At 60.9% G+C, this 23,922-nt stretch carries 25 protein-coding genes; 23 read left to right on the top strand and 2 right to left on the bottom strand.

Going from position 1 to position 23,922, the window contains the following annotated elements; all coding sequences use genetic code 11:
* The first annotated feature begins 75 nt into the window (after positions 1–75).
* From AC07VV_RS27120 to AC07VV_RS27070, 11 genes are all read left to right on the top strand, one after another.
* Positions 76–711 carry a MotA/TolQ/ExbB proton channel family protein gene (locus AC07VV_RS27120; protein ID WP_162803506.1) on the top strand — a complete coding sequence of 212 codons (636 nt, stop codon included), beginning with the start codon at positions 76–78 and terminating at the stop codon, positions 709–711.
* A complete protein-coding gene (locus AC07VV_RS27115; protein ID WP_007950767.1) occupies positions 708–1,136 on the top strand; it encodes an ExbD/TolR family protein in 429 nt (142 codons plus the stop codon). Before AC07VV_RS27120 ends, AC07VV_RS27115 begins: the two co-directional genes overlap by 4 nt.
* Positions 1,136–2,146, top strand: coding sequence for a tetraacyldisaccharide 4'-kinase (gene lpxK / locus AC07VV_RS27110; RefSeq protein ID WP_495037999.1), 1,011 nt, complete (start codon positions 1,136–1,138; stop codon positions 2,144–2,146). Before AC07VV_RS27115 ends, lpxK begins: the two co-directional genes overlap by 1 nt.
* A gap of 24 nt (positions 2,147–2,170) precedes the next feature.
* Positions 2,171–2,356 (top strand): Trm112 family protein, encoded by a 186-nt coding sequence (locus AC07VV_RS27105; protein ID WP_003174668.1) that lies wholly within the window; start codon positions 2,171–2,173, stop codon positions 2,354–2,356.
* Positions 2,353–3,117, top strand: coding sequence for a 3-deoxy-manno-octulosonate cytidylyltransferase (gene kdsB, locus AC07VV_RS27100; protein ID WP_096820946.1), 765 nt, complete (start codon positions 2,353–2,355; stop codon positions 3,115–3,117). Before AC07VV_RS27105 ends, kdsB begins: the two co-directional genes overlap by 4 nt.
* Positions 3,117–3,581: a low molecular weight protein-tyrosine-phosphatase gene (locus AC07VV_RS27095; protein WP_085710942.1), complete on the top strand. Its 465-nt coding sequence runs from the start codon at positions 3,117–3,119 to the stop codon at positions 3,579–3,581. Before kdsB ends, AC07VV_RS27095 begins: the two co-directional genes overlap by 1 nt.
* Positions 3,578–4,597 (top strand): UDP-N-acetylmuramate dehydrogenase, encoded by a 1,020-nt coding sequence (gene murB, locus AC07VV_RS27090; protein WP_495037998.1) that lies wholly within the window; start codon positions 3,578–3,580, stop codon positions 4,595–4,597. The genes AC07VV_RS27095 and murB overlap by 4 nt, the downstream gene beginning before the upstream one ends.
* Before the next feature lie 246 nt (positions 4,598–4,843).
* The gene (locus AC07VV_RS27085) at positions 4,844–5,314 is read left to right on the top strand and encodes a (2Fe-2S)-binding protein (RefSeq protein WP_495037997.1); all 471 of its coding nucleotides are present in this window, start codon (positions 4,844–4,846) and stop codon (positions 5,312–5,314) included.
* Positions 5,311–7,632 carry a xanthine dehydrogenase family protein molybdopterin-binding subunit gene (locus tag AC07VV_RS27080; RefSeq protein ID WP_495037996.1) on the top strand — a complete coding sequence of 774 codons (2,322 nt, stop codon included), beginning with the start codon at positions 5,311–5,313 and terminating at the stop codon, positions 7,630–7,632. The genes AC07VV_RS27085 and AC07VV_RS27080 overlap by 4 nt, the downstream gene beginning before the upstream one ends.
* On the top strand, positions 7,632–8,609 hold the full coding sequence (locus AC07VV_RS27075) for an XdhC family protein (protein WP_495037995.1): 978 nt from the start codon (positions 7,632–7,634) through the stop codon (positions 8,607–8,609). The genes AC07VV_RS27080 and AC07VV_RS27075 overlap by 1 nt, the downstream gene beginning before the upstream one ends.
* Positions 8,606–9,202, top strand: a complete 597-nt coding sequence (locus AC07VV_RS27070) for a nucleotidyltransferase family protein (RefSeq protein ID WP_495037994.1) — start codon at positions 8,606–8,608, stop codon at positions 9,200–9,202. Before AC07VV_RS27075 ends, AC07VV_RS27070 begins: the two co-directional genes overlap by 4 nt.
* A gap of 68 nt (positions 9,203–9,270) precedes the next feature.
* Here AC07VV_RS27070 and rne read toward each other — a convergent pair whose 3' ends face one another.
* The gene (gene rne, locus AC07VV_RS27065; protein ID WP_495037993.1) at positions 9,271–12,522 is read right to left on the bottom strand and encodes a ribonuclease E; all 3,252 of its coding nucleotides are present in this window, start codon (positions 12,520–12,522) and stop codon (positions 9,271–9,273) included.
* A 697-nt stretch (positions 12,523–13,219) separates the two neighbouring features.
* On the opposite strand from rne, the gene rluC reads away from it, so the two are divergent.
* Genes rluC through sppA form a run of 3 tightly spaced genes read left to right on the top strand, consistent with a single transcriptional unit; the run spans position 13,220 to position 15,845 of the window.
* Positions 13,220–14,182: a 23S rRNA pseudouridine(955/2504/2580) synthase RluC gene (rluC, locus tag AC07VV_RS27060; RefSeq protein WP_007950779.1), complete on the top strand. Its 963-nt coding sequence runs from the start codon at positions 13,220–13,222 to the stop codon at positions 14,180–14,182.
* On the top strand, positions 14,169–14,831 hold the full coding sequence (locus AC07VV_RS27055; protein WP_495037992.1) for an HAD-IA family hydrolase: 663 nt from the start codon (positions 14,169–14,171) through the stop codon (positions 14,829–14,831). Before rluC ends, AC07VV_RS27055 begins: the two co-directional genes overlap by 14 nt.
* A gap of 24 nt (positions 14,832–14,855) precedes the next feature.
* Complete coding sequence (gene sppA / locus AC07VV_RS27050) at positions 14,856–15,845, top strand: signal peptide peptidase SppA (protein ID WP_495037991.1); 990 nt, start codon at positions 14,856–14,858, stop codon at positions 15,843–15,845.
* Positions 15,846–15,893: 48 nt separating this feature from the next.
* Here sppA and AC07VV_RS27045 read toward each other — a convergent pair whose 3' ends face one another.
* The gene (locus tag AC07VV_RS27045) at positions 15,894–16,472 is read right to left on the bottom strand and encodes a Maf family protein (protein WP_495037990.1); all 579 of its coding nucleotides are present in this window, start codon (positions 16,470–16,472) and stop codon (positions 15,894–15,896) included.
* A gap of 106 nt (positions 16,473–16,578) precedes the next feature.
* Between AC07VV_RS27045 and AC07VV_RS27040 the strand changes: the two genes are divergently transcribed.
* The 9 genes from AC07VV_RS27040 (at position 16,579) to mltG (ending at position 23,906) form a co-directional block, all read left to right on the top strand.
* Positions 16,579–17,106, top strand: coding sequence for a YceD family protein (locus tag AC07VV_RS27040; protein ID WP_003204262.1), 528 nt, complete (start codon positions 16,579–16,581; stop codon positions 17,104–17,106).
* A gap of 13 nt (positions 17,107–17,119) precedes the next feature.
* Positions 17,120–17,302: a 50S ribosomal protein L32 gene (rpmF, locus tag AC07VV_RS27035; RefSeq protein ID WP_003179396.1), complete on the top strand. Its 183-nt coding sequence runs from the start codon at positions 17,120–17,122 to the stop codon at positions 17,300–17,302.
* 4 nt (positions 17,303–17,306) lie between these two features.
* Positions 17,307–18,317 (top strand): phosphate acyltransferase PlsX, encoded by a 1,011-nt coding sequence (gene plsX, locus AC07VV_RS27030; protein ID WP_074688106.1) that lies wholly within the window; start codon positions 17,307–17,309, stop codon positions 18,315–18,317.
* Positions 18,318–18,442: 125 nt separating this feature from the next.
* Complete coding sequence (fabD, locus tag AC07VV_RS27025; protein ID WP_495037989.1) at positions 18,443–19,381, top strand: ACP S-malonyltransferase; 939 nt, start codon at positions 18,443–18,445, stop codon at positions 19,379–19,381.
* Positions 19,382–19,397: 16 nt separating this feature from the next.
* Positions 19,398–20,141, top strand: coding sequence for a 3-oxoacyl-ACP reductase FabG (gene fabG / locus AC07VV_RS27020; RefSeq protein ID WP_007950790.1), 744 nt, complete (start codon positions 19,398–19,400; stop codon positions 20,139–20,141).
* Positions 20,142–20,337: 196 nt separating this feature from the next.
* A complete protein-coding gene (gene acpP, locus AC07VV_RS27015) occupies positions 20,338–20,574 on the top strand; it encodes an acyl carrier protein (RefSeq protein ID WP_003175607.1) in 237 nt (78 codons plus the stop codon).
* A gap of 108 nt (positions 20,575–20,682) precedes the next feature.
* Positions 20,683–21,927: a beta-ketoacyl-ACP synthase II gene (gene fabF, locus AC07VV_RS27010; RefSeq protein ID WP_007908259.1), complete on the top strand. Its 1,245-nt coding sequence runs from the start codon at positions 20,683–20,685 to the stop codon at positions 21,925–21,927.
* A complete protein-coding gene (pabC, locus tag AC07VV_RS27005; protein WP_495037988.1) occupies positions 21,927–22,742 on the top strand; it encodes an aminodeoxychorismate lyase in 816 nt (271 codons plus the stop codon). The genes fabF and pabC overlap by 1 nt, the downstream gene beginning before the upstream one ends.
* 3 nt (positions 22,743–22,745) lie before the next feature.
* Entirely contained in the window at positions 22,746–23,906 is a 1,161-nt protein-coding gene (gene mltG / locus AC07VV_RS27000) for an endolytic transglycosylase MltG (RefSeq protein ID WP_495037987.1), read from the top strand.
* The last annotated feature ends 16 nt before the right edge of the window (positions 23,907–23,922 follow it).

Genomic DNA, 23,922 nt, shown 5'->3' with positions numbered 1-23,922 from the left:
CGGTCGTCGGGGCGACGGGTCTTTATCGCGAACCGGTATGGTAAAGTGGCGCACTTTTTCGAGGGGGCTGTCACTGTGTGGGAATTGGTCAAATCCGGCGGCTGGATGATGTTGCCGATCATTCTGAGTTCCATCGCTGCCATGGCGATCGTCGCCGAGCGCCTGTGGACGCTGCGCGCCAGTCGCGTCACCCCTGAGCATCTGCTGGGTCAGGTCTGGGTCTGGATCAAGGACAAGCAGCTCAACAAGGAAAAACTCAAGGAATTGCGCGCCAACTCGCCGCTGGGTGAAATCCTCGCCGCGGGCCTGGCCAACTCCAAGCATGGTCGCGAGATCATGAAAGAGTGCATTGAAGAAGCCGCTGCCCGGGTCATCCACGAGCTGGAACGCTACGTCAACGCGCTGGGCACCATCGCTGCCATGTCGCCGCTGCTGGGTCTGCTGGGCACGGTGCTGGGCATGATCGACATTTTCAGCGCCTTCACCGGTTCCGGCATGACCACCAACGCTTCGGTATTGGCCGGTGGTATCTCCAAGGCGCTGATCACCACGGCAGCGGGCCTGATGGTCGGTATCCCGTCGGTGTTCTTCCACCGTTTCCTGCAACGCCGCATCGATGAGCTGGTGGTGGGCATGGAACAGGAAGCGATCAAACTGGTGGAAGTGGTGCAGGGCGACCGTGACGTCGATCTGGCCGGGGGCAAAGCGTGAAATTCCGTCGCAAACCCCGGGAAACGATCGACATCAACCTCGCGTCGCTGATCGACGTGGTGTTCATTCTGTTGCTGTTTTTCGTCGTGACCACCACCTTCACCCGCGAAACCCAGTTGCGTGTCGACCTGCCGGAAGCGGTCAGCGGCTCACCGGCCGAGGATCAGCAGGTCAAGCAACTGGACGTCGCCATCAGCGCTGAAGGCGTGTTTTCGGTGAACAACAAGATTCTGCCGAAAAACGACCTGGCGACTCTGATGGAAGCCATGCAGAAGGAAGCCAACGGTGACACCAACATGCCGTTGTCGATCAGTGCCGATGGCAAGACTCAGCACCAATCCGTGATCACCGCCATGGACGCGGCCGGCAAGCTCGGTTTCAGCCATTTGCGCATGACCACGGTCGAGGCGGCGCCCAAATCCTGATGGCCATGTCCGATCGTCTGCTCGCCGCGTGGTATCAGGGGCATCCGGCCCTGACGCTGTTGCGGCCGCTGGAGTGGCTGTACCGCCGCGTCGTGGCCGGCAAGCGTCAGCGTTTTCTCGATGGTGAAGGCGAGATCTATCAGTCGCCGGTTCCGTTGATCGTGGTCGGCAACATCACGGTTGGTGGCACCGGCAAGACACCAATGATTCTGTGGCTGATCGAACACTGTCGGCGCAGCGGGCTGCGGGTCGGTGTGGTCAGTCGCGGTTACGGCGCCAAACCGCCGCAGTTGCCATGGCGGGTCGAAGCCGATCAAGGCGCCGACATCGCCGGTGACGAGCCATTGCTGATCGTGCAGCGCACCGGTGTGCCGCTGATGATCGACCCAAATCGCGGCGCCGCCGTCAAAGCCTTGCTGGCCAGCGAGCCGCTGGACCTGATTCTGTCCGACGACGGCATGCAGCATTATCGTCTGGCGCGGGACCTTGAGCTGGTGCTGATCGATGCCGCCCGAGGGCTCGGTAACAAGCGCTGTCTGCCCGCCGGCCCCCTGCGCGAACCCATTGAGCGTCTGCAAAGCGTCGATGGCGTACTGTTCAACGGCGCTCCCGAGGATCGCGACGGCGGTTTCGCCTTCTGTCTGCAACCCACGGCGCTGGTCAATCTGCTCAGCGGCGAACGCCGGCCCCTCGATCACTTTCCGCCCGGTCAGGCACTGCACGCAGTCGCCGGGATCGGCAATCCGCAACGTTTCTTCAATACCCTCGAAGCGCTAGACTGTCGGCCTGTGCCCCACGCGTTTGCCGACCACGCCGAATACAGCGTGCAGGCCTTGAGTTTCACGCCGTCATTGCCATTGGTGATGACCGAAAAGGACGCGGTGAAGTGCCGCGCCTTCGCTGCCGCCGACTGGTGGTACCTGGCGGTCGATGCCGTGCCGTCGCCGGCCTTCGTGGCCTGGTTCGACACGCAACTGATGCGCCTGTTGCCGGATCGTCTTTTGCCTTAAACCGTTTTTATCCAGGGAATGTTCATGGACACCAAATTGCTCGACATCCTCGCCTGCCCGATCTGCAAAGGCCCGCTCAAGCTCAGCGCCGACAAGACCGAACTGATCAGCAAGGGCGCCGGCCTGGCGTACCCGATCCGTGACGGCATCCCGGTCATGCTGGAAAGCGAAGCCCGCACCCTGACTACCGACGAGCGTCTGGATAAATGACCACAGCCTTCACCGTTGTCATCCCGTCGCGCTACGCCTCGACCCGTCTGCCGGGCAAGCCGCTGCTGGATATCGCCGGCAAGCCGATGATCCAGCACGTCTGGGAGCAGGCGAGCAAAAGCAGCGCCAGCCGCGTGGTCGTGGCCACCGACGATGCGCGCATCGTCGAAGCCTGCAAGGCTTTCGGCGCCGAAGTGGTGCTGACTCGTGAAGATCACAACTCCGGCACCGACCGCCTGGCCGAAGTGGCTGCGAAGCTGGGCCTTGAGCCGGATGCCATCGTGGTCAACGTGCAGGGTGACGAACCGCTGATCCCGCCAAGCGTGATCGATCAGGTCGCCGCCAACCTTGCGGCCCACACCGAAGCGCGCATGGCCACCCTGGCCGAGCCGATCGAGGACGTGGAAACCCTGTTCAACCCGAACGTGGTCAAGGTCGTCAGCGACCTCAACGGTCTGGCGCTGACCTTCAGTCGTGCGACCCTGCCATGGGCTCGCGATGCGTTCGCCAAGAACCGCGACGTGCTGCCGGAAGGCGTGCCGTATCGCCGCCACATCGGCATCTATGCCTACCGCGCAGGCTTCCTCCAGGATTTCGTGAGCTGGGGGCCGTGCTGGCTGGAAAACACCGAATCCCTCGAACAGTTGCGTGCCCTGTGGCACGGCGTGCGGATTCACGTGGCTGACGCGTTGATCGCGCCGCCGACCGGGGTCGACACCGCCGAAGACCTCGAGCGCGTCCGTCGCCTGCTGGAGGCCTGATGCGCGTTCTGTTCGTGTGCCTGGGCAACATCTGCCGTTCGCCCACTGCCGAAGGCGTGATGCGCGCCAAATTGCGTGAAGCCGGCCTGGACGCTCAGGTCGAAGTGGCCTCCGCCGGCACCGGTGACTGGCACGTCGGCAATCCGCCGGACAAGCGCAGTCAGGCCGCGGCCAAACTGCGTGGCTATGACCTGTCGGCGCAACGTGCTCAGCAGGTCAGCCGCGCGGACTTCGCCAGCTACGACCTGATCCTCGCCATGGACAACAGCAACCTGCGCAACCTCAAGGCCTTGCAACCGTCCACCGGCAAGGCCGAGCTGGACTTGTTCCTGCGCCGCTATGAAGGCGAAGTCGATGAAGTGCCGGATCCGTATTACGACGGCGATCAGGGTTTCGAGCAGGTACTGGATCTGATCGAGCGCGCCTGCGACCGGTTGCTGATTGAAGTGAAGGGCCGGTTATGAGTTTGCAGGTACACCCTCAGGTTTCGATGAAACCGTTCAACACTTTTGGTGTGGACGTTCGCGCGCAGTTGTTTACCGAAGCCCACAACGACAGTGATGTGCGTGAAGCCCTGGCTTATGCGACCGCCCACGATGTGCCGTTGCTGGTCATCGGTGGCGGCAGCAATCTGCTGCTGACGGCGGACATTCCGGCGCTGGTGCTGCGCATGGCCAGCCGTGGCATCCGCGTGATAAGCGATGACGGCAACCGCGTGGTGATTGAGGCCGAGGCCGGCGAGCCTTGGCATCCGTTTGTCCAGCACACGCTGGCGCTGGGTTTTTCGGGGCTGGAAAACCTCAGCCTGATCCCCGGCACCGTCGGCGCTGCGCCGATGCAGAACATTGGTGCCTACGGTGTCGAGATCAAGGACGTGTTCGCCGGCCTGACGGCGCTGGATCGCCAGACCGGCGAGTTGCGCGACTTCACTCTGGAAGAGTGCAACTTCGCCTACCGCGACAGCGTGTTCAAGCAGCAACCGGGTCGTTGGTTGATTCTGCGAGTGCGCTTCAAGCTTGATCGAGTCGCGCATCTGCACCTGGAATACGGCCCGGTGCGTCAGCGCCTGGCCGAGCAAGGCATCGAGCAGCCGACGCCGACGGATGTCAGCCGCGCCATTTGCAGCATCCGTAGCGAGAAATTGCCGGACCCGGCGGTGCTCGGCAATGCCGGCAGCTTCTTCAAAAACCCGCTGGTCTCGGCGGCGGTGGTCGCGCAGATCAAAGAGCAGCACCCGGATCTGGTGGCCTACGCGCAACCGGACGGGCAGATGAAACTGGCGGCGGGCTGGTTGATCGAGCGAGCGGGCTGGAAAGGTTTCCGTGAGGCCGATGCCGGCGTGCATAAATTGCAGGCGCTGGTGCTGGTCAACTACGGCGCGGCGACCGGGCTGCAACTGCTCGATCTGGCGCAGCGTATCCAGAAAGACATTGCAGAACGTTTCAATGTCGAGCTGGAAATGGAGCCCAACCGTTATTGAGGCTACGCTTTCAAGGCTGAATCCAAAGCCCTGCACTATTTAAAAAGTGCAGGGCTTTTTTGTTAATCCCGGGTTAACTTAGCGAGCTAACGATACAACCCTTTGCTCCACCAAAGGCCCGGTGCAGACGTTCCTGTCGGCACAAGAGAGCCTCATTAGCCTGAGTCGATCTGCGTGAACCCACCGCTGATTTTCCGGCGGCAGATTGCTCGACCCCATAACCTCCACGAATATGCGGGCGTGCCCATGATTACCCTGAAACTCAATGGCCAAGACCATCCACTCGATGTCACCGAGGACATGCCCCTGCTGTGGGCGATCCGTGACGTCGCCGGTTACAACGGCACCAAGTTCGGCTGCGGCATGGGCCTGTGCGGCGCCTGCACCATTCATATCGACGGCTCGCCGGCGCGCAGTTGCATCACGCCGATCGGTTCGGTGGCCGGGCAGAATGTAACGACCATCGACAACCTGCACGCCGATCCGATTGGCCAGATCGTCCAGCAAGCCTGGCTCGACACCGCCGTGGCCCAGTGTGGTTTCTGTCAGGGCGGGCAGATCATGTCCGCCACCGCGTTGCTCAAGACCAACCCGAACCCGAGCGACGAGCAGATCGAAGAGGCGATGGTCGGCAACATTTGCCGCTGCGGCACCTACAACCGGATCAAGACCGCCATCCGTCAGGCTTCCACTCACTTGAAGGAGGTCAAGGCATGAGCCGCTTGCCGAACGATTTCGCCCTGAGCAACCTGAGTCGCCGGGGCTTCCTCAAGGGTGTCGGTGCCACGGGTGCACTGGTGCTGGCCGCGAGTTGGGGCTGGCAGGATGCGCTGGCCGAAGACAAACCGAAGAAATTCGGTGCCGATGGCATGCCCAATGGCTGGATCGACGATCCGAAGGTCTACGTCAGCATTGCCGCCGACGGCACGGTGACCGTGGTCTGCAACCGCTCGGAAATGGGCCAGGGCGTGCGCACGAGCCTGACCATGGTGGTCGCCGATGAACTGGAAGCCGACTGGGCGCACGTCAAGGTTCAGCAGGCGCCGGGCGATGAAGTGCGTTTCGGCAATCAGGACACCGACGGCTCGCGCAGCATGCGTCACTGGTACGAACCGATGCGTCGTTGCGGCGCCGCTGCCCGGACCATGCTGGAGCAGGCAGCCGCCGCACAGTGGAAGGTGCCGGTCGGCGAGTGCCGCGCGCAACTGCACAAAGTCATACACACGCCGTCCGGGCGTGAGCTGGGATATGGCGAACTGGCTGCAGCGGCCAGTGCGTTGCCGGTTCCGGGACGTGACAGCCTGCGGCTCAAGCAGCCGTCGGAATTCCGCTACATCGGCAAGGAAGGCACCAAGGCCATCGATGGCGATGACATCGTCAATGGTCGCGCCGTGTACGGGGCTGACGTGCATTTCGACGGCATGCTGTACGCCGTGATTGCTCGACCTGCGGTGTACGGCGGCAAAGTCAAATCGGTGGATGACAGCGCCGCGCTGAAAGTACCGGGCGTGCTGAAAGTCATTCAGATCGAGCCCCGGCCGCTGCCTTCAGAGTTCCAGCCATTGGGTGGCGTGGCCGTCGTGGCCAGCAACACTTGGGCGGCGCTCAAAGGGCGCGAGGCGCTGAAGATCGAATGGGACGATGGGCCGAATGCCAGTTATGACTCGGTTGCCTATCGCAAGGAGATCGAAGCCGCTTCGCTGAAACCGGGCAAGGTCGTGCGCAATACCGGCGACATCGAAAAGGCCATTGGCAGCGCTGCCAGCACCCTTGAAGCTTCTTACTACTTGCCGCATTTGGCACAGGCGCCGATGGAGCCGATGGTGGCCATCGCTCGCTATAAAGAAGGCGTGTGCGAGGCCTGGGCGCCGAGTCAGGCACCGCAGGTCACCCGTGAGCGGATCGCCGAACGCCTTGGCCTGCCGTTCGATAACGTGACCTTCAACGTGACACTGCTCGGCGGTGGTTTTGGTCGCAAGTCCAAACCGGACTTCGTTGTCGAAGCCGCGATCCTCGCCAAGGAATTCCCCGGCAAGGCTGTGCGCGTGCAGTGGACTCGGGAAGACGACATCCACAATTCGTATTTCCACACCGTGTCGGCCGAGTACCTCAAGGCCGGCGTGGGCAAGGATGGATTGCCGTCCGCCTGGCTGCATCGCACGGTGGCCCCGAGCATCACCGCGCTGTTCGCGCCGGGCATGAATCACGAAGCCGCGTTTGAGCTGGGTATGGGTTTCACCAACATGGCTTATGCGATTCCCAACGTACGTCTGGAAAACCCCGAAGCCACGGTGCACACGCGAGTGGGCTGGTATCGCTCGGTGTCGAACATTCCCCATGGTTTCGCGATCCAGAGCTTTGTCGACGAACTGGCGCACAAGGCCAAGGAAGACCCGCTCAAGTACCAGATCAAATTGCTCGGCCCGGATCGGCAGATCGACCCGCGCACGCTCAGTGAAGAATGGAACTACGGCGAATCCCCCGAGCGTTATCCGATCGACACCGGGCGCATGCGCAGCGTGCTGGAAACCGCGGCCAAGGCCGCCGGTTGGGGCCGTAAATTGCCCAAGGGCCGAGGCCTCGGCCTGGCAGTGCATTACAGCTTCGTGACTTATGTGGCGGCGGTGATCGAAGTCGAGGTCAAGGACGACGGCACGCTGATCGTACACAAGGCCGATATCGCCGTGGATTGCGGGCCGCAGATCAACCCGGAGCGGATCCGATCGCAGTTCGAAGGCGCGTGTGTGATGGGCCTGGGCAATGCCGTGTGGGGTGAAATCAGCTTCAAGGACGGCAAGGTGCAACAGGACAACTTCCATATGTATGAAGTGGCGCGCATGTCGCTGGCACCGAAGGAAGTCGCGGTGCATCTGGTGACGCCACCGGGCGAAGTGCCATTGGGCGGTGTCGGTGAGCCGGGTGTGCCGCCGATTGCGCCGGCGTTGTGCAATGCGATCTTCGCCGCGACCGGCCAGCGCATCCGTAACCTGCCGGTGCGTTACCAGTTGCAGGGCTGGCAAAAGGCGCAAGCGTGATGGACAGCGCCGATCTCAATGTCCTGCGCAGCGTTCTGGAATGGCGCCGCGCCGGGCAGCGGGTGGTGTTGTTTTCGGTGGTGCAGACCTGGGGCACTGCGCCCCGGGCGCCCGGCGCGATGCTGGCGTTGCGCGAGGATGGCGTGGTGATTGGCTCGGTGTCCGGCGGCTGTGTCGAAGATGATCTGATCGCCCGCTTGCATGACGGGCGGATTCCCGCCGACGGGCCGCCGGTGCAGTTGATCACCTACGGCGTGACCCGGGAGGAGGCGGCGCGGTTCGGCCTGCCTTGCGGTGGCACCTTGCGCCTGACCGAGGAGCGGGTCGGCGATCCGGCGTGGGTCGCCGAGTTGCTGGCCCGTTGTGAGGCTCACGAAATCGTTGCTCGCGAACTGAACCTCGAAAGCGGTGAGGTGATTCTTTCGCCGGCGAGTAAAACGGATGCATTGGTTTTCGACGGCAAGACCTTGCGCGCCATCTACGGCCCGCGCTGGCGTCTGCTGCTGATCGGTGCCGGTCAGTTGTCGCGTTATGTGGCCGAGATGGCGCGGCTGCTGGATTTCGAAGTACTGATCTGCGATCCCCGCACCGAATTCGTGTATGACTGGGAAGAGCAGCATGGCCGCTTTGTCCCCGGCATGCCGGATGAGGCAGTGCTGAGCATTCAAACCGACGAACGCACCGCCATCGTTGCCCTGACTCACGATCCGCGTCTGGACGACATGGCGTTGCTGACGGCGCTGGATTCCAAGGCGTTTTACGTCGGTGCCCTGGGCTCGCGCGTCAACAGCCTCAAGCGCCGGGAATACCTGGCTGAGCTAGGCTTGTCACAAGCGGCCATTGCTCGATTGCACGGGCCGATCGGTCTGCCGATCGGCAGTCATTCCCCGGCGGAAATCGCGTTGTCATTGCTGGCGGAAATCGTCGCGGTCAAGAATGGTGTCGAGTTGAAGCAGAAGAAGGCAGAGCACGCATGAGTCGATCCATCGGAGTGATTGTGCTGGCGGCGGGCGAGGGCAGCCGCTTTCGCGAGGTGGCCGGGGCCGACAAGGACAAGTTGTTGGCCGATTGCACGGGGCGCGACGGGGCTGTGCGTTCAGTGATCGAACAATCGCTGGTGAACCTGCCGACGAGTCTCGACAAGCGAGTACTGGTGACGACCGAGGCACGGCCGCAGGCGATGCGCATGGCGCAGGCTTATGGGTGTGATGTTGTCTCAATCGAGTCCACGGGGATGGGTGACAGCATTGCGGCGGGTGTCGCGGCTTGTCCGGATCTGGATGGCTGGCTGATCGTGTTGGGCGACATGCCGTTCATCCTGCCGTCGAGCATTGAACGTGTGGTGGCGGCGATTGCCGACGATGCGGTCAGTGTGCCGGTGCACAACGGTGAATACGGGCATCCGGTTGGATTTGGTCGAACATTTGGGGTCGGGTTGATGGCGTTGTCCGGTGATCGAGGGGCCAGACCTTTGTTCAAGCAAGGGCGGGTGGTTGAGGTCGTCGTGGATGATCCTGGCGTCCTGTGGGATATCGATGTGCCCCAGGCGTTGGTTTTTCCGCCGGCCTGATACAAACCGCGAGGCATAAAAAAGCCCCGCCTGGATGACCAGGCGGGGCTTTTCATTGGCGGTCGGAATCAGACGAGAGGTTTAGGCTCGTGTTCTTTTTCCTGGGCCTGTTCGTGATGCTCGACCGCGTCCTGAACGGAGCGTGGGGCTTCGGCAATCACTGCTTCAACGGCAGCTTCTTCAGCAACCGGGGCAGGGGCTGCCTCGACCACTTCGGCAACCACTGGCTCGGCAGCGACTGGAGCAGCAGCGGCAGCCAGTTCGGCTTCCTTCTGCAGACGCTCTTCTTCACGCTTGCGGCGACGCACTTCACGTGGGTCGTTCGGCGCGCGGCCACTTGGCGTCAGGGCGCTGACCGGAGCAGCTTCAACCACCGGGGCTGGTGCTTCGGCTACGACTGGCGCTTCTACGACCGGCGCTTCAACGACAGGTGCCGGTTCAGCAACCACCACTGGCTCGGCAGCCTTGGCTTCTTCCACGACAGGTGCTTCAACCACTGGCGCTGGTGTTTCAGCGACAGCCGGCTCGGCCACCCAGTTGAAAGCGGTCTGTTCTTCGCGAACTTCACGCACGGTTTCGGTCACGGTTTCAGCGACGGTTTCGACAACCGATGCTTCAGCAACGACCGGTGCTTCGAAGGCCACGGCAGGTTCGGCAGCGACTTCAACCTGCGGCTGCGCTTCGCGAACCGGAGCCACTTCGACTTCCGGAGCTGCAGCCACTTCTACTGGAGTGGTTGCTTCAACAACCGGCGCTTCTACTGGAGCGGTTTCCAGAGTGGCGGCGGTAGCGCGTTCAGCTTGCTCGTGGGCCTGAGCTTCGGCCGGAGCGCTGATCACGGTGCTGGCAACAGCGGCAGTCACCGCCAGGCCAGCAGCCAGATCGGCAGTGGTTGGCGCTTCGGCGTTTTCGCCGGTTTCGGATTCTTCCGAACCTTCGATCACGTTGCCGTTGGCATCACGCTGACGCTCGCGACGGTTGCTGCGACGACGCTGACCACGGGAGCGGCGGCGTGGACGATCGCCTTCGGCGTTCTCCGAACCGTCTTCCGGCAGTTGCTCTTCGTTGGTGTTCACTTCTTCTTCAGCCACGGCAGCAGCGGCTTGTTCGGCACGCGGTTGACGCTCTTCACGCGGTGGACGTGGTGCACGCTCTTCACGCGGCTGACGAGCTGGACGCTCTTCAGTGGCGGCTACAGCAACAGCGGCAGCAGCAGCGGCTGGTGCGGCATCCAGAGGTTCACGCAGTTCACGTACGCGCTCTTCGCGCTCGCCACGCGGCTTGCGATCTTCGCGCGGAGCACGTGGTGCACGTTCTTCACGAGGGGCGCGTGGTGCGCGTTCTTCGCGGGCTACCGGTGCTTCGTCACGGGACTCGCGTGGCTCGCGGACTTCACGGGCTTCACGAGGCTGACGCTCTTCACGCGGCTCGCGCGGTGCGCGCTCTTCACGTGGGGCGCGTTCTTCGCGCGGCTTGCGTTCTTCATCGCGGCGACCGTTACGGTTGCGGCTCTGCTGACGACCGTTGCGACGTTCTTCATTGCGGGCCGGACGCTCGGCGGCAGGTTTTTCAACCACGACCGGAGCAACTGGCTCTTCTTTGGTAGCGAACAGGCTGACCAGCGATTTCACCAGGCCTTTGAACAGGCTTGGCTCTGGTGCGGCAACCGGAGCAGGGGCTGGAGCCGGAGCGGCGACTTCGGTCGGAACCGGAGCGTTGGCGCGGGCCGGAGCAGTCTTGACCGCAGCTTCCTGGCGAACCAGGGTGCGGGTCGCGGCGGCTGGCTGAACGTCTTCGACGTCGGCGGCAGCGGCAGCGATTTCGTAGCTGGACTGATTGGTCGCGGCTTCCGGGCTGTCGTCACGCAGACGCTGAACTTCGAAATGCGGGGTTTCGAGGTGATCGTTCGGCAGGATGACGATGCGGGCGCGGGTGCGCAGTTCGATCTTGGTGATCGAGTTGCGTTTTTCGTTGAGCAGGAACGCGGCCACCGGGATCGGCACTTGAGCGCGAACTTCGGCGGTGCGGTCTTTCAGGGCTTCTTCTTCGATCAGGCGCAGGATCGCCAGAGACAGCGATTCGACGTCACGGATGATGCCGGTGCCGCTGCAGCGCGGGCAGACGATGCCGCTGCTTTCGCCGAGCGAAGGACGCAGGCGCTGACGGGACATTTCCAGCAGGCCGAAGCGCGAGATGCGGCCGATCTGCACGCGAGCGCGGTCGGCTTCCAGGCATTCGCGGACTTTCTCTTCCACGGCGCGCTGGTTCTTGGCAGGGGTCATGTCGATGAAGTCGATGACGATCAGGCCGCCGATGTCGCGCAGGCGCAACTGACGGGCGATTTCTTCAGCCGCTTCAAGGTTGGTCTGCAGGGCGGTTTCTTCGATGTCGCTGCCTTTGGTGGCGCGCGCCGAGTTGATGTCGATGGACACCAGGGCTTCGGTCGGATCGATGACGATGGAGCCGCCGGAAGGCAGTTCGACGACGCGCTGGAAAGCGGTCTCGATCTGGCTTTCGATCTGGAAACGGTTGAACAGCGGAACGCTGTCTTCGTACAGCTTGATCTTGCTGGCGTACTGCGGCATCACCTGGCGGATGAAGGTCAGGGCTTCGTCCTGGGCTTCAACGCTGTCGATCAGCACTTCGCCGATGTCCTGGCGCAGGTAATCGCGGATGGCGCGGATGATGACGTTGCTTTCCTGGTAGATCAGGAACGGCGCGGAACGATCCAGCGACGCTTCCTTGATAGCGGTCCAGAGTTGCAGCAGGTAATCGAGGTCCCACTGCATTTCTTCGCTGCTGCGGCCCAGGCCTGCAGTGCGCACGATCAGACCCATGTCGGCTGGAGCGACCAGGCCGTTCAGCGCTTCACGCAGTTCGTTGCGCTCTTCGCCTTCGATGCGACGGGAGATGCCGCCGGCACGCGGGTTGTTCGGCATCAGAACGAGGTAACGACCGGCCAGGCTGATGAAGGTGGTCAGGGCTGCGCCCTTGTTGCCACGTTCTTCTTTTTCGACCTGAACGATGACTTCCTGGCCTTCGCTCAGGACGTCCTTGATGTTGACGCGGCCTTCGGGGGCTTTCTTGAAGTATTCGCGGGAGATTTCTTTGAGGGGCAGGAAGCCGTGGCGCTCGGAGCCGAAATCGACAAAGGCAGCCTCAAGGCTTGGTTCGATGCGAGTGATACGGCCTTTATAGATGTTGGCCTTTTTCTGCTCGCGTGCACCGGATTCGATGTCCAGGTCGTAGAGGCGCTGGCCATCTACCAGTGCAACACGCAACTCTTCGGGTTGAGTTGCGTTAATCAGCATTCTTTTCATGTAGTACCGTCGGTTTCCGGGCTGCCGGAAACGGCGTTCGGCACACACGACTTCTCACGGTCGGTGTCAGGTGCGTCGGGAGTGGTTGGCCATTCCCGTGTCCAGCGATGTCCGGCCAATTGGGCCGTTATCGCGACGTACGCGTCCTGCTTGCTGTGGCTACTTAAGCACTCAGTCAGGAGGAGGAATCAACCGCGGCTGTGGACGAGATGAAGCGTCTTGATAAAGCCTGTTGCTACACAGTCCAGCGGTTGTGCATCTCCACCCTACACGTATCCCTGATAATTCGGGTGCTGCCGCGCGCAGAATCCGCAGCGGGTTGGCATTTACCGTGAGCTCCGAAAGGGGAGGTCACGCATCATGGCTAATTCAGGCGGTGTTTCCGGCGCTTTCGCTCGGGGTCATCCGCGGCTGACTGCACTTTGTGAACTGGCCGTGAATATGGCTCGCGTGGCGAGTCAAAACTCTGCTTTGCGGCGTGATTCAGGCCTCATGTCACCTGCGCTTGTTACAGCTGCAAACTCCACCGTTACGTAGCGAAAGCCCCGTAGGACGGCCTCGCGTCCTGGTGAATTGCGTTGGTCAGGGCCGGTTTTTGACCGTGGTTCCGCTGTCCAGGCCGCTTTTGGCGGCGTTCGCGACTATAGCAGCAATGATTAAGTGCTTCAATTCCATAAAAATTGTTATCATCCGCGCCATGACGACTACTGCCCCTTCGACTCCAGGCGTTCAATTGCTTGAGGTCTCGCCGGAATATGCCGGCCAACGAATCGACAATTTCCTCCTCGCCCGGCTCAAAGGCGTGCCCAAGACCTTGATTTACCGCATTTTGCGCAAAGGCGAAGTGCGAGTTAACAAAGGTCGGATCAAGCCCGAATACAAGCTGCAGGCCGGTGATATCGTGCGCGTGCCGCCGGTTCGCGTGCCTGAGCGTGACGAACCGGTACCTTTGGCCCAAGGCCTGTTGCAGCGCCTGGAAGCCTCGATTGTCTACGAAGACAAAGCCCTGATCGTGATCAACAAGCCCGCGGGCATTGCGGTTCACGGTGGCAGCGGCTTGAATTACGGCGTTATCGAAGCCTTTCGTCAGTTGCGCCCGGATGCCAAGGAGCTCGAGCTGGTTCACCGTCTCGATCGTGATACATCCGGCCTGCTGATGATTGCCAAGAAACGCAGCATGTTGCGTCACTTGCATGCCGCGTTGCGCGGTGACGGTGTCGACAAGCGCTACATGGCACTGGTTCGCGGCAACTGGGCGACCTCGATCAAGCAAGTCCGTGCGGCGCTCGGCAAGAGCAATCTGCGCTCCGGTGAGCGCATGGTCGAGGTCGACGAGGAGGAGGGCAAGGAGTCTGTGACCGTGTTCAAGGTCCTGCGTCGCTTCGGCGATTTTGCCACGCTGATCGAAGCCAAGCCGATCACCGGTCGTACGCACCAGATCCGCGTCCACACGTTGCACGCCGGGCACTGCATTGCCGGTGACACCAAATACGGCGATGACGGTTTCAGCAAGGAAATCCGTGATCTGGGCGGCAAGCGCCTGTTCCTGCACGCCTACATGCTGACCGTGCCGCTGCCTGATGGCGGTGAACTCAAGTTGCAGGCGCCGGTCGATGAAATGTGGGCCAAGACTGTGGAGCGATTGAGTGCGCCCATCTGATTACAAGCTGCTGATTTTCGATTGGGACGGCACCCTGGCCGATTCCATTCATCGGATTGTCGAGGCAATGCACTCGGCATCCGCGCGTTCAGGTTTCGAGTTGCGTGATGATTTTGCCGTCAAAGGCATCATCGGTCTGGGCTTGCCCGAGGCGATCCGCACCTTGTATCCGCACATCAGCGATGCCGAAATGACCTTGTTTCGCGAGTATTACGCGGATCACTACATCGCTGCAGAAGCCGTGCCTTCGCCGTTGTTCGAAGGTGTCGTCGAGTCGATGGCGTCCTTTCGCGAGCAGGGCTATCACCTGGCGGTCGCGACCGGCAAGAATCGTCGCGGGCTGGATCGGGTGCTCAAGGCCAATGGCTGGGAAGATTATTTCGATATCACCCGCGCTGCCGATGAAACGGCGAGCAAGCCGCACCCTCTGATGCTGGAGCAGATCCTTGCTCACTGCGGTGTGCGTGCCGAACAAGCGCTGATGGTCGGCGATTCGTCTTTCGATCTGCTGATGGCGCGCAATGCGGGGATGGATTCGGTGGCAGTCAGTTATGGCGCGCAATCGATCGAGTCGCTGCAGCAGTTCGAGCCGCGTCTGTCGATCGACCGATTTTGTGAATTGCATGCCTGGCTCGCGCAGCAGGCTTAATACGTTTTTGCTGGGGTGGATGGCATGACCGACGAATGGAAAGCACCGGCCAAGGCAACTGCCGACGACGGTGACGCGAAAAGCTGGAAGCTGCTGGAAAAGACTCTGCTGGCCGGTGTGCAAGAGCAGCGTCGTTCCAGGCGTTGGGGGATCTTCTTCAAGCTGCTGACGTTTGTTTATCTATTTGTTGCGCTGATCCTGTTCACGCCGTTGATGGACATGGAAAAAAGCGCCACTCGTGGCCCGAACTACACCGCGCTGATCGACGTCACCGGCATGATTGCCGACAAAGAGCCGGCCAGTGCCGACAACATCGTCGGCAGTCTGCGGGCGGCGTTCGAGGACAAAAAGGTCAAGGGCGTGATCCTGCGCATCAACAGCCCTGGCGGCAGTCCGGTGCAGTCGGGTTACGTGTATGACGAGATCAAGCGCCTGCGTGGTCTGCATCCGGATACCAAGTTGTATGCGGTGATTTCCGACCTCGGTGCTTCCGGTGCCTATTACATCGCCAGCGCCGCGGATCAGATCTACGCCGACAAGGCGAGCCTGGTGGGCTCTATCGGTGTGACAGCGGCCGGTTACGGCTTCGTTGGCACTATGGAGAAGCTTGGCGTCGAGCGTCGCACCTACACCTCTGGCGAGCATAAGTCGTTCCTCGACCCGTTCCAGCCGCAGAAGCCTGAAGAGACGGCGTTCTGGCAGAGTGTGCTGGATACCACGCACAAGCAGTTCATCAATAGCGTGAAGCAGGGGCGTGGTGATCGCCTGAAGGACAAGGAGCATCCGGAGTTGTTCTCCGGGCTGGTCTGGTCTGGCGAGCAGGCGCTGCCACTGGGGTTGATCGATGGCCTGGGCAATGCCAGTTCGGTGGCGCGTGACGTGATTGGCGAAAAGGAACTGGTGGACTTCACCGTTCAGGAATCGCCGTTCGATCGCTTCTCGAAAAAGCTGGGCGCCAGTGTGGCCGAGCAGTTGGCAATGTGGATGGGTTTCCAAGGGCCATCGTTGCGTTGATCGCTTGATGTATAAAAAAACCGGCCTTCGTGGCCGGTTTTTTGTTGATCAGGGAACCTGTACGCCTTCCGCCAGCAGCATGTCGATCAGACGAATCAGCGGCAGGCCAATCAGGCTGGTGGCGTCGGGGCCTTCGGTGGACTGGAACAGGCTCACGCCCAGTCCTTCGGCCTTGAAGCTGCCGGCACAGTCGTAGGGCTGCTCTGCGTGCAGGTAGCGCTCGACGCGGGCCTGGTCCAGTGCGCGCATGTGCACGGTGAAAGGCACGCAGTCGACCTGGCAGTGGCCTGTCTGGCTGTTGAGCAGGGCCAGGCCGGTGAGGAAGGTCACGCTGGCGCCGCTGGCGGCCATCAGTTGTTCGCGGGCGTTTTCAAAGGTGTGTGGTTTGCCGATGATGCGTTCGCCGAGTACGGCAACCTGGTCGGAGCCGATGATCAGATGAGCGGGGTGGCTGTCGGCCAGAGCGCGGGCTTTCTGTTCGGCGAGTCGTTTGACCAGGTCGATTGCCGACTCGTCCGGACGATGGCTTTCATCGATATCCGGTGAGCTGCAGACGAACGGCAAGCGCAGGCGGCTGAGCAATTCCCGACGATAGGTCGAGCTTGAAGCGAGTAATAAAGGCAGCATTCGCATCTCCAGAGGCAGGTGGCAGATTCTAGCGGAGCCGCGTAAGTGACGGACAGGGCGCAATTTCCTTTGACATGGGCGGGTGCATCCCTATAATGCTGCGCCTATGTTGAATGACCCGATTCCACCTCACGTTGACCCGCGCAAATTGGCTGACCGTGGCACCACCCTTCAAGGTGAACTGCTGCTGGCCGATTTGAAGAGACTCTGCGACCCGCTTTCCGACGATGTCGGTACGGTGCAGGCTAAATTCGTTTTTGAACGAGATGAACGTAAATCTGTGGTGATCCACAGTTTTATCGACACCGAAGTCAAAATGGTTTGCCAGCGTTGTCTTGAGCTGGTCACCCTGCCGATCCACAGCGAATGCAGTTACGCTGTGGTGAAGGAGGGTGCGAATACCCAGTCGTTACCGAAAGGTTATGACGTGCTGGAACTGGGCGAAGATCCATTGGATCTGCAGTCACTGATCGAGGAGGAGCTTCTGCTCGCCTTGCCCATTGTGCCTGCTCATCATCCGGAAGAATGCCAGCAGCCGGCGGGAGCAGATGAGCCCGAACCGAGCGAGGACGAGGTAACGCGGTCCAACCCGTTCAGTGTATTGGCGCAGTTAAAGCGTGACCCAAACGTTTAGGAGTTAATCAATTATGGCTGTTCAGCAGAACAAAAAATCCCGCTCTGCCCGTGACATGCGCCGTTCGCACGACGCTCTCGAGGCTAGCACCCTGTCTGTAGAAAAAACCACTGGTGAAGTTCACCTGCGTCACCACGTATCGCCAGAAGGCGTATACCGTGGCCGTAAAGTGATCGACAAGGGCGCTGACGAGTAATCACTTGTCCGCTCAAGTCATCGCGATTGACGCAATGGGCGGGGACTTCGGTCCCCGCAGCATTGTTCAGGCCAGCCTTGCTTGCCTTTCTGCTACGCCCTCGCTGCACCTGACCCTCGTCGGTCAACCCTCCCTTCTTGAAGAATTGATCACTGGCCAATCGGCTGCCGATCGCGCGCGCCTGACGATTGTTCCGGCGTCCGAAGTCATCACCATGGACGAAAAACCTGCCCAGGCTCTGCGTGGCAAGCCGGACTCGTCGATGCGTGTCGCCCTCGAATTGCTGCGTGATGGCAAGGTTCAGGCCTGTGTCAGTGCCGGCAATACCGGTGCGCTGATGGCGCTGTCGCGATTTGTGCTCAAGACTCTGCCGGGGATTGATCGTCCGGCCATGGTCGCGGCGATCCCTACGCAGAAGGGCTATTGCCAGTTGCTCGATCTGGGCGCCAACGTCGATTGCAGCGCCGAGCATCTGTTGCAGTTTGCTGTTATGGGTTCTGTGGCAGCGCAGACTTTGGGCATTGCCCGCCCGCGTGTCGCGCTGTTGAACATCGGCACCGAAGACATCAAGGGCAATCAGCAGGTCAAGCTGGCTGCGACGTTGCTACAGGCTGCCCGAGGCATCAATTACATCGGATTCATCGAAGGCGACGGCTTGTATCGCGGCGAGGCGGATGTGGTGGTTTGCGACGGTTTTGTCGGCAACATTCTGCTCAAGTCCAGCGAAGGCCTGGCGACGATGATCGCTGCGCGCATCGAGGCCTTGTTCAAGAAAAATCTGGCTTCCCGTGCTGTTGGTGCCCTGGCGCTGCCATTGATGAAGCGTCTGCAGGCTGATCTGGCGCCTGCGCGGCACAACGGTGCAAGCTTTCTGGGCTTGCAGGGGATTGTGGTGAAAAGTCACGGTTCGGCTGGGGTTCAGGGTTTTCAGAGCGCCATTCAGAGGGCGTTGATCGAGATTCAGGAGAATCTTCCCGAGCGCCTGCACGGCCGTCTGGAGGATTTGTTGTCTTAGGCGTTTTCGTCGGACAATGCTTAAATGTGACCGCCCGGTTCAAAGGGCCATCCAACTGTCAGTTTCTTGCGTCCCTCTAGCGGGATGCCATTTTTCCGACGACAAGATCATTAGGGGCTTGTTACATGTCTGCTTCCCTCGCATTCGTCTTTCCAGGACAGGGTTCGCAGTCCCTCGGCATGCTGGCCGAGCTGGGCGCGCAACATCCGCTGATCCTCGAAACTTTCAAAGAAGCATCCGATGCTCTGGGCTACGACCTGTGGGCGCTGACCCAGCAGGGCCCGGAAGAGCGGCTCAATCAAACCGATAAAACCCAACCGGCCATTCTGACCGCTTCGATCGCCCTGTGGCGTCTGTGGCTGGCTGAAGGTGGCGCGCGCCCGGCATTCGTTGCCGGTCACAGCCTGGGTGAGTACAGCGCGCTGGTCGCTGCGGGCAGTCTGAGCCTGGCGGACGCGGTGAAGCTCGTCGAGCGCCGTGGCCAACTGATGCAGGAAGCCGTTCCGGCCGGGCAGGGCGGCATGGCCGCTATCCTCGGTCTCGAAGACGCCGATGTTCTCGCAGCCTGTGCCGAAGCTGCGCAAGGCGAAGTGGTCAGCGCGGTGAACTTCAACTCCCCGGGCCAGGTGGTGATCGCCGGTGCCAAGGCCGCAGTTGAGCGCGCCATCGAAGGCTGCAAGGCCCGTGGCGCCAAGCGTGCCATGCCGCTGCCGGTCAGCGTGCCATCGCACTGCGAGCTGATGCGCCCGGCTGCCGAGCGTTTCGCCGAGTCCATCGCTGCCATCGACTGGCAGGCGCCGCAGATCCCTGTGGTGCAGAACGTCAGCGCTCAGGTGCCGGCGGATCTGGAAACCCTCAAGCGTGATCTGCTGGAACAACTCTACAAGCCGGTTCGCTGGGTCGAGTCCGTACAGACTCTGGCAGCGAAAGGTGCGACCAATCTGGTCGAGTGCGGCCCTGGCAAAGTGCTTGCCGGTCTGAACAAACGTTGCGCCGAAGGCGTTTCGACTTCCAACCTCAATACCCCAGACGCTTTCGCTGCCGCTCGTGCAGCGATTGTCTGAATCAGGAGAAACTTGCATGAGTCTGCAAGGTAAAGTTGCACTGGTCACCGGCGCAAGCCGTGGTATCGGCCAGGCTATCGCACTGGAACTGGGTCGTCAGGGTGCCATCGTTGTTGGCACCGCGACTTCCGCTTCCGGCGCCGAGCGCATTGCTGCGACCCTGAAGGAAAACGGCATTCAGGGCGCAGGTTTCGAACTGAACGTCACCAGCGACGAATCGGTCACCAAGGTGCTTGCAAGCATCCAGGAGCAGTTCGGCGCGCCGGTCGCGATCCTGGTCAATAATGCCGGCATCACCCGCGATAACCTGATGATGCGCATGAAAGACGACGAGTGGTACGACGTGATCGATACCAACCTGAACAGTCTGTATCGCCTGTCCAAGGGCGTTCTGCGCGGCATGACCAAGGCGCGTTGGGGTCGAATTATCAGTATTGGCTCGGTGGTGGGTGCCATGGGCAACGCAGGCCAAGTAAACTATGCAGCCGCCAAGGCCGGTCTGGAAGGTTTCAGCCGTGCCATGGCGCGTGAAGTCGGTTCGCGTTCGATTACGGTCAACTCGGTGACCCCAGGGTTCATCGACACCGATATGACCCGCGAGCTGCCTGAAGCACAGCGTGAAGCCTTGCAGACGCAGATTCCGCTGGGCCGTCTGGGACAAGCTCAAGAGATCGCGTCCGTGGTCGCTTTTCTTGCATCCGACGGTGCGGCATACGTGACCGGGGCTACAATCCCGGTTAACGGCGGGATGTACATGTAATTCAAATGTGACGGATTGCTTCAAAAAAATGTCATACGAGCTGTCTAAAATCCGTTATAAAGCTGCAATCTATTTATAGGCAGAGGGTCGCAGGGTTTGAGGAGTGAAGCTTTCAGTTGAAAAGCTGAAAAGTCTTTCTATACACTTACCCACTGGCCAGCTGCCTGAATTTGTCCATTAGGAGTGAAAACAAGGTATGAGCACCATCGAAGAGCGCGTCAAGAAAATCGTTGCCGAGCAACTGGGTGTTAAAGAAGAAGAAGTGGTAAACACCGCTTCCTTCGTAGAAGACCTGGGTGCCGACTCCCTTGACACCGTTGAGCTGGTGATGGCTCTGGAAGAGGAATTCGAGACCGAAATCCCTGACGAAGAAGCTGAGAAGATCACTACTGTACAAGCTGCAATCGACTACGTTACTAGCCACCAGGCGTAATAGTTTGTAATCGTTGCTTGCTGTCATGGAAAAACCGCACTGCCATCATGGCGTGCGGTTTTTTCTTTAGGCCTGATGCAAAGTCGTCATTTGAAAAAGGAGAGTGCTGTGTCGCGTAGACGCGTCGTAGTCACCGGTATGGGTATGTTGTCGCCACTGGGCACGGATGTGCCGAGCAGTTGGCAGGGCATTCTGGCTGGCCGCAGTGGCATTGGTCTGATCGAACACACCGACCTTTCTGCCTATTCCACCCGCTTTGGCGGCTCGGTAAAGGGCTTCAATGTCGAGGAATACCTGTCGGTCAAGGAAGCGCGCAAGCTCGACCTGTTCATTCAGTACGGTCTGGCGGCCGGCTTTCAAGCCGTACGCAATGCTGGCCTGGAAGTCACCGATGCCAACCGTGAACGCATTGGCGTGGCCATGGGTTCGGGTATCGGCGGTCTGACCAACATCGAAGAAACCAGTCGCACCCTGCACGAAACCGGCCCGCGCCGGATTTCTCCGTTCTTTGTGCCTGGTTCGATCATCAATATGATTTCCGGTTTCCTGTCCATCCACCTGGGTGCACAGGGGCCTAACTACGCCATCGCCACAGCGTGTACCACCGGTACGCACTGCATTGGCATGGCAGCCCGCAACATCATGTACGACGAAGCCGACGTGATGATTGCCGGTGGTGCCGAAATGGCCGCGTGCGGTCTGGGCATGGGCGGCTTTGGCGCCTCCCGCGCACTGTCGACCCGCAACGACGAACCGACCCGTGCCAGCCGTCCGTGGGACAAGGGCCGTGATGGCTTCGTCCTGTCCGACGGTGCCGGCGCCCTGGTACTCGAAGAACTCGAACACGCCAAGGCCCGTGGCGCGACCATCTACGCCGAGCTGATCGGTTTCGGCACCAGTGGCGATGCTTTCCACATGACATCGCCACCTGCCGACGGTGCCGGTGCTGCACGTTGCATCACCAATGCGCTGCGTGACGCGAAGATCAACGTCGATCAAGTGCAATACATCAACGCTCACGGTACTTCGACGCCGGCCGGCGACCTTGCCGAAGCCAACGCGATCAAGTCGGTGTTCGGTGATCACGCCTACAAGCTGGCGGTCAGCTCCACCAAGTCCATGACCGGTCACCTGTTGGGTGCAGCGGGCGCGGTCGAGGCGATCTTCAGCGTGCTGGCGATCAACAGCCAGGTGGCGCCGCCGACCATCAACCTCGATGAGCCGGATGAAGGCTGCGATCTCGACTTCGTGCCGCACACTGCGCGCAACATGGACATCGATGTCGTGCTGTCCAACTCGTTCGGGTTTGGCGGCACCAACGGCACGTTGGCGTTCCGTCGGTTCGCCGGCTGATGGACTGTTGGGTCGACGGTCAACCGGCTGACACTCTGTCGCTGAAAGATCGCGGCCTGGCTTACGGTGACGGTCTGTTCGAGACCATCGCCGTGCGTAACGGCCAGCCTTTGCTGCTGGAGCGTCACGTGACGCGACTGGCCGAAGGTTGTTCACGCCTGGCCATCGCGGCCGACATCGAGCAGATCCGTAGCGAGCTGCAATCCTATGCGGCGGCCATGGGTGAGGGTGTGCTCAAGCTCATCCTCACCCGTGGCGACGGTTTGCGCGGTTATGCGCCGGATCCTTCGGCGCCGGGCCGACGCATTCTGCAAGGCAATCCTCCCGTTGCTTATCCTGTCGTCCATGGCGAGCAAGGCGTTCGCCTGTTTCCGTGTACGACACGTTTATCTGTCCAGCCCTTGCTGGCAGGTCTCAAACACCTCAATCGTCTGGAACAAGTCCTCGCTCGTGCCGAATGGCAAGACAGCGAGCACGCCGAAGGCTTGATGCTCGACCAGGCGGGTCGTGTGATCGAGGGCGTGTTCAGCAACCTGTTTCTGGTGCGCGATGGCGTGCTGGTCACGGCGGATCTGAAACGCTGCGGGGTGGCCGGTGTGATGCGCGCCGAACTATTGTTTCAGGCAGCGTCATCGGGTATCCCCGTGCAAATCACCGACATCAGCCTTGATCAGCTGCAATGGGCTGATGAAGTCTTTGTCTGCAACAGCGTGTATGGCGTCTGGCCGGTACGCGCGTACGCTGCACTGAGCTGGCCGGTTGGGCCGCTCACCCGTAAACTGCAAACCATTGCCCGCACGCTACTGGATGCCTGATTCGTGAGACGTAAACTTTTGCTGCTGCTGGAAACCGGACTGGTTCTGGCAGGGCTGCTGCTGGGCGCCAGCGCCTGGAAGATTCATTCGGCACTGGAACAGCCTCTGAATATCACGCAGGAAGAACTGCTGGATGTGCCCAAGGGTTCCACGCCGACCCGCACCCTTCTCGGACTTGAAGCCGATGGCGTGATCAAGGACGCTTTCTGGCTACGCATTTATTGGCGTTTCAATCTGACGGGCACCCCGATTCACACGGGCGAGTACCGCATGCAGCCGGGCATGACCGTCAAGGGCCTGATCGATCTGTGGAAGCGTGGCGAAGTGGTTCAGTACAGCCTGACCCTCGTCGAAGGCTGGAACTTCCATCAGGTGCGCGCCGCTTTGTCGAAAGACGAAAAGATCGAGCAGACCCTGACCGGTCTGAGCGACAGTGATGTGATGAGCAAGATCGGCCACAAGGGCTTGTTTCCTGAAGGTCGGTTCTTCCCCGATACCTACCGATTCGTGCGCGGGGTCTCCGATACCGAGCTGCTGAAAAAGGCGTTCGACCGCCTCGATGAAGTGCTGGCCAAAGAGTGGGAAAGCCGCTCTGCCGATGCGCCCTACAGCGAGCCTTACCAGGCGCTGATCATGGCGTCGCTGGTGGAGAAGGAAACCGGCGTTCCCCAGGAGCGTGGCCAGATTGCCGGCGTGTTCGTGCGTCGCATGGCGCTGGGCATGCAGTTGCAGACCGACCCGACGGTGATCTACGGTCTGGGTGATCGCTACAACGGCAAGCTGACCCGCGCGCATCTCAAGGAAGCCACGCCGTACAACACTTATGTGATTCCGGGGCTGCCGCCGACGCCGATTGCGATGGTTGGCCGCGAGGCGATTCACGCCGCGTTGAACCCGGTGGAAGGCACCAGCCTCTACTTTGTAGCTCGTGGCGATGGCAGCCATGTGTTCTCTGACGACCTCGATGCGCACAACAGTGCGGTGCGTGAGTTCCAGCTCAAACGGCGCTCGGATTACCGTTCGAGCCCGGCGCCGGCTTCGACACCGGAAGCCGCTCCTGCCGCATCACCCGACACTGCGCCAGAGTCGTTGCCGCAGGTTCCTGCCCAGGAGCCCGCGCCGACTCCGGAAACCGAAGCGGCCGCACCGCAAACCGCGCAATGACTTTGATTAAGGACTG

Source organism: Pseudomonas sp. GW821-FHT02C04 (assembly GCF_059421845.1).
Note: the sequence above shows the minus strand (reverse complement) of the source record. Positions and strands in the feature narration are given on the sequence as shown.

Coding starts and splice junctions, on each gene's coding strand:
- lpxK (WP_495037999.1), top strand. CDS start 1,136: ATGGCCATGTCCGATCGTCTGCTCGCCGCGTGGTATCAGGGGCATCCG.
- AC07VV_RS27105 (WP_003174668.1), top strand. CDS start 2,171: ATGGACACCAAATTGCTCGACATCCTCGCCTGCCCGATCTGCAAAGGC.
- kdsB (WP_096820946.1), top strand. CDS start 2,353: ATGACCACAGCCTTCACCGTTGTCATCCCGTCGCGCTACGCCTCGACC.
- AC07VV_RS27095 (WP_085710942.1), top strand. CDS start 3,117: ATGCGCGTTCTGTTCGTGTGCCTGGGCAACATCTGCCGTTCGCCCACT.
- murB (WP_495037998.1), top strand. CDS start 3,578: ATGAGTTTGCAGGTACACCCTCAGGTTTCGATGAAACCGTTCAACACT.
- AC07VV_RS27085 (WP_495037997.1), top strand. CDS start 4,844: ATGATTACCCTGAAACTCAATGGCCAAGACCATCCACTCGATGTCACC.
- AC07VV_RS27080 (WP_495037996.1), top strand. CDS start 5,311: ATGAGCCGCTTGCCGAACGATTTCGCCCTGAGCAACCTGAGTCGCCGG.
- AC07VV_RS27075 (WP_495037995.1), top strand. CDS start 7,632: ATGGACAGCGCCGATCTCAATGTCCTGCGCAGCGTTCTGGAATGGCGC.
- AC07VV_RS27070 (WP_495037994.1), top strand. CDS start 8,606: ATGAGTCGATCCATCGGAGTGATTGTGCTGGCGGCGGGCGAGGGCAGC.
- rne (WP_495037993.1), bottom strand. CDS start 12,522: ATGAAAAGAATGCTGATTAACGCAACTCAACCCGAAGAGTTGCGTGTT.
- rluC (WP_007950779.1), top strand. CDS start 13,220: ATGACGACTACTGCCCCTTCGACTCCAGGCGTTCAATTGCTTGAGGTC.
- sppA (WP_495037991.1), top strand. CDS start 14,856: ATGACCGACGAATGGAAAGCACCGGCCAAGGCAACTGCCGACGACGGT.
- AC07VV_RS27045 (WP_495037990.1), bottom strand. CDS start 16,472: ATGCTGCCTTTATTACTCGCTTCAAGCTCGACCTATCGTCGGGAATTG.
- AC07VV_RS27040 (WP_003204262.1), top strand. CDS start 16,579: ATGTTGAATGACCCGATTCCACCTCACGTTGACCCGCGCAAATTGGCT.
- rpmF (WP_003179396.1), top strand. CDS start 17,120: ATGGCTGTTCAGCAGAACAAAAAATCCCGCTCTGCCCGTGACATGCGC.
- fabD (WP_495037989.1), top strand. CDS start 18,443: ATGTCTGCTTCCCTCGCATTCGTCTTTCCAGGACAGGGTTCGCAGTCC.
- fabG (WP_007950790.1), top strand. CDS start 19,398: ATGAGTCTGCAAGGTAAAGTTGCACTGGTCACCGGCGCAAGCCGTGGT.
- acpP (WP_003175607.1), top strand. CDS start 20,338: ATGAGCACCATCGAAGAGCGCGTCAAGAAAATCGTTGCCGAGCAACTG.
- pabC (WP_495037988.1), top strand. CDS start 21,927: ATGGACTGTTGGGTCGACGGTCAACCGGCTGACACTCTGTCGCTGAAA.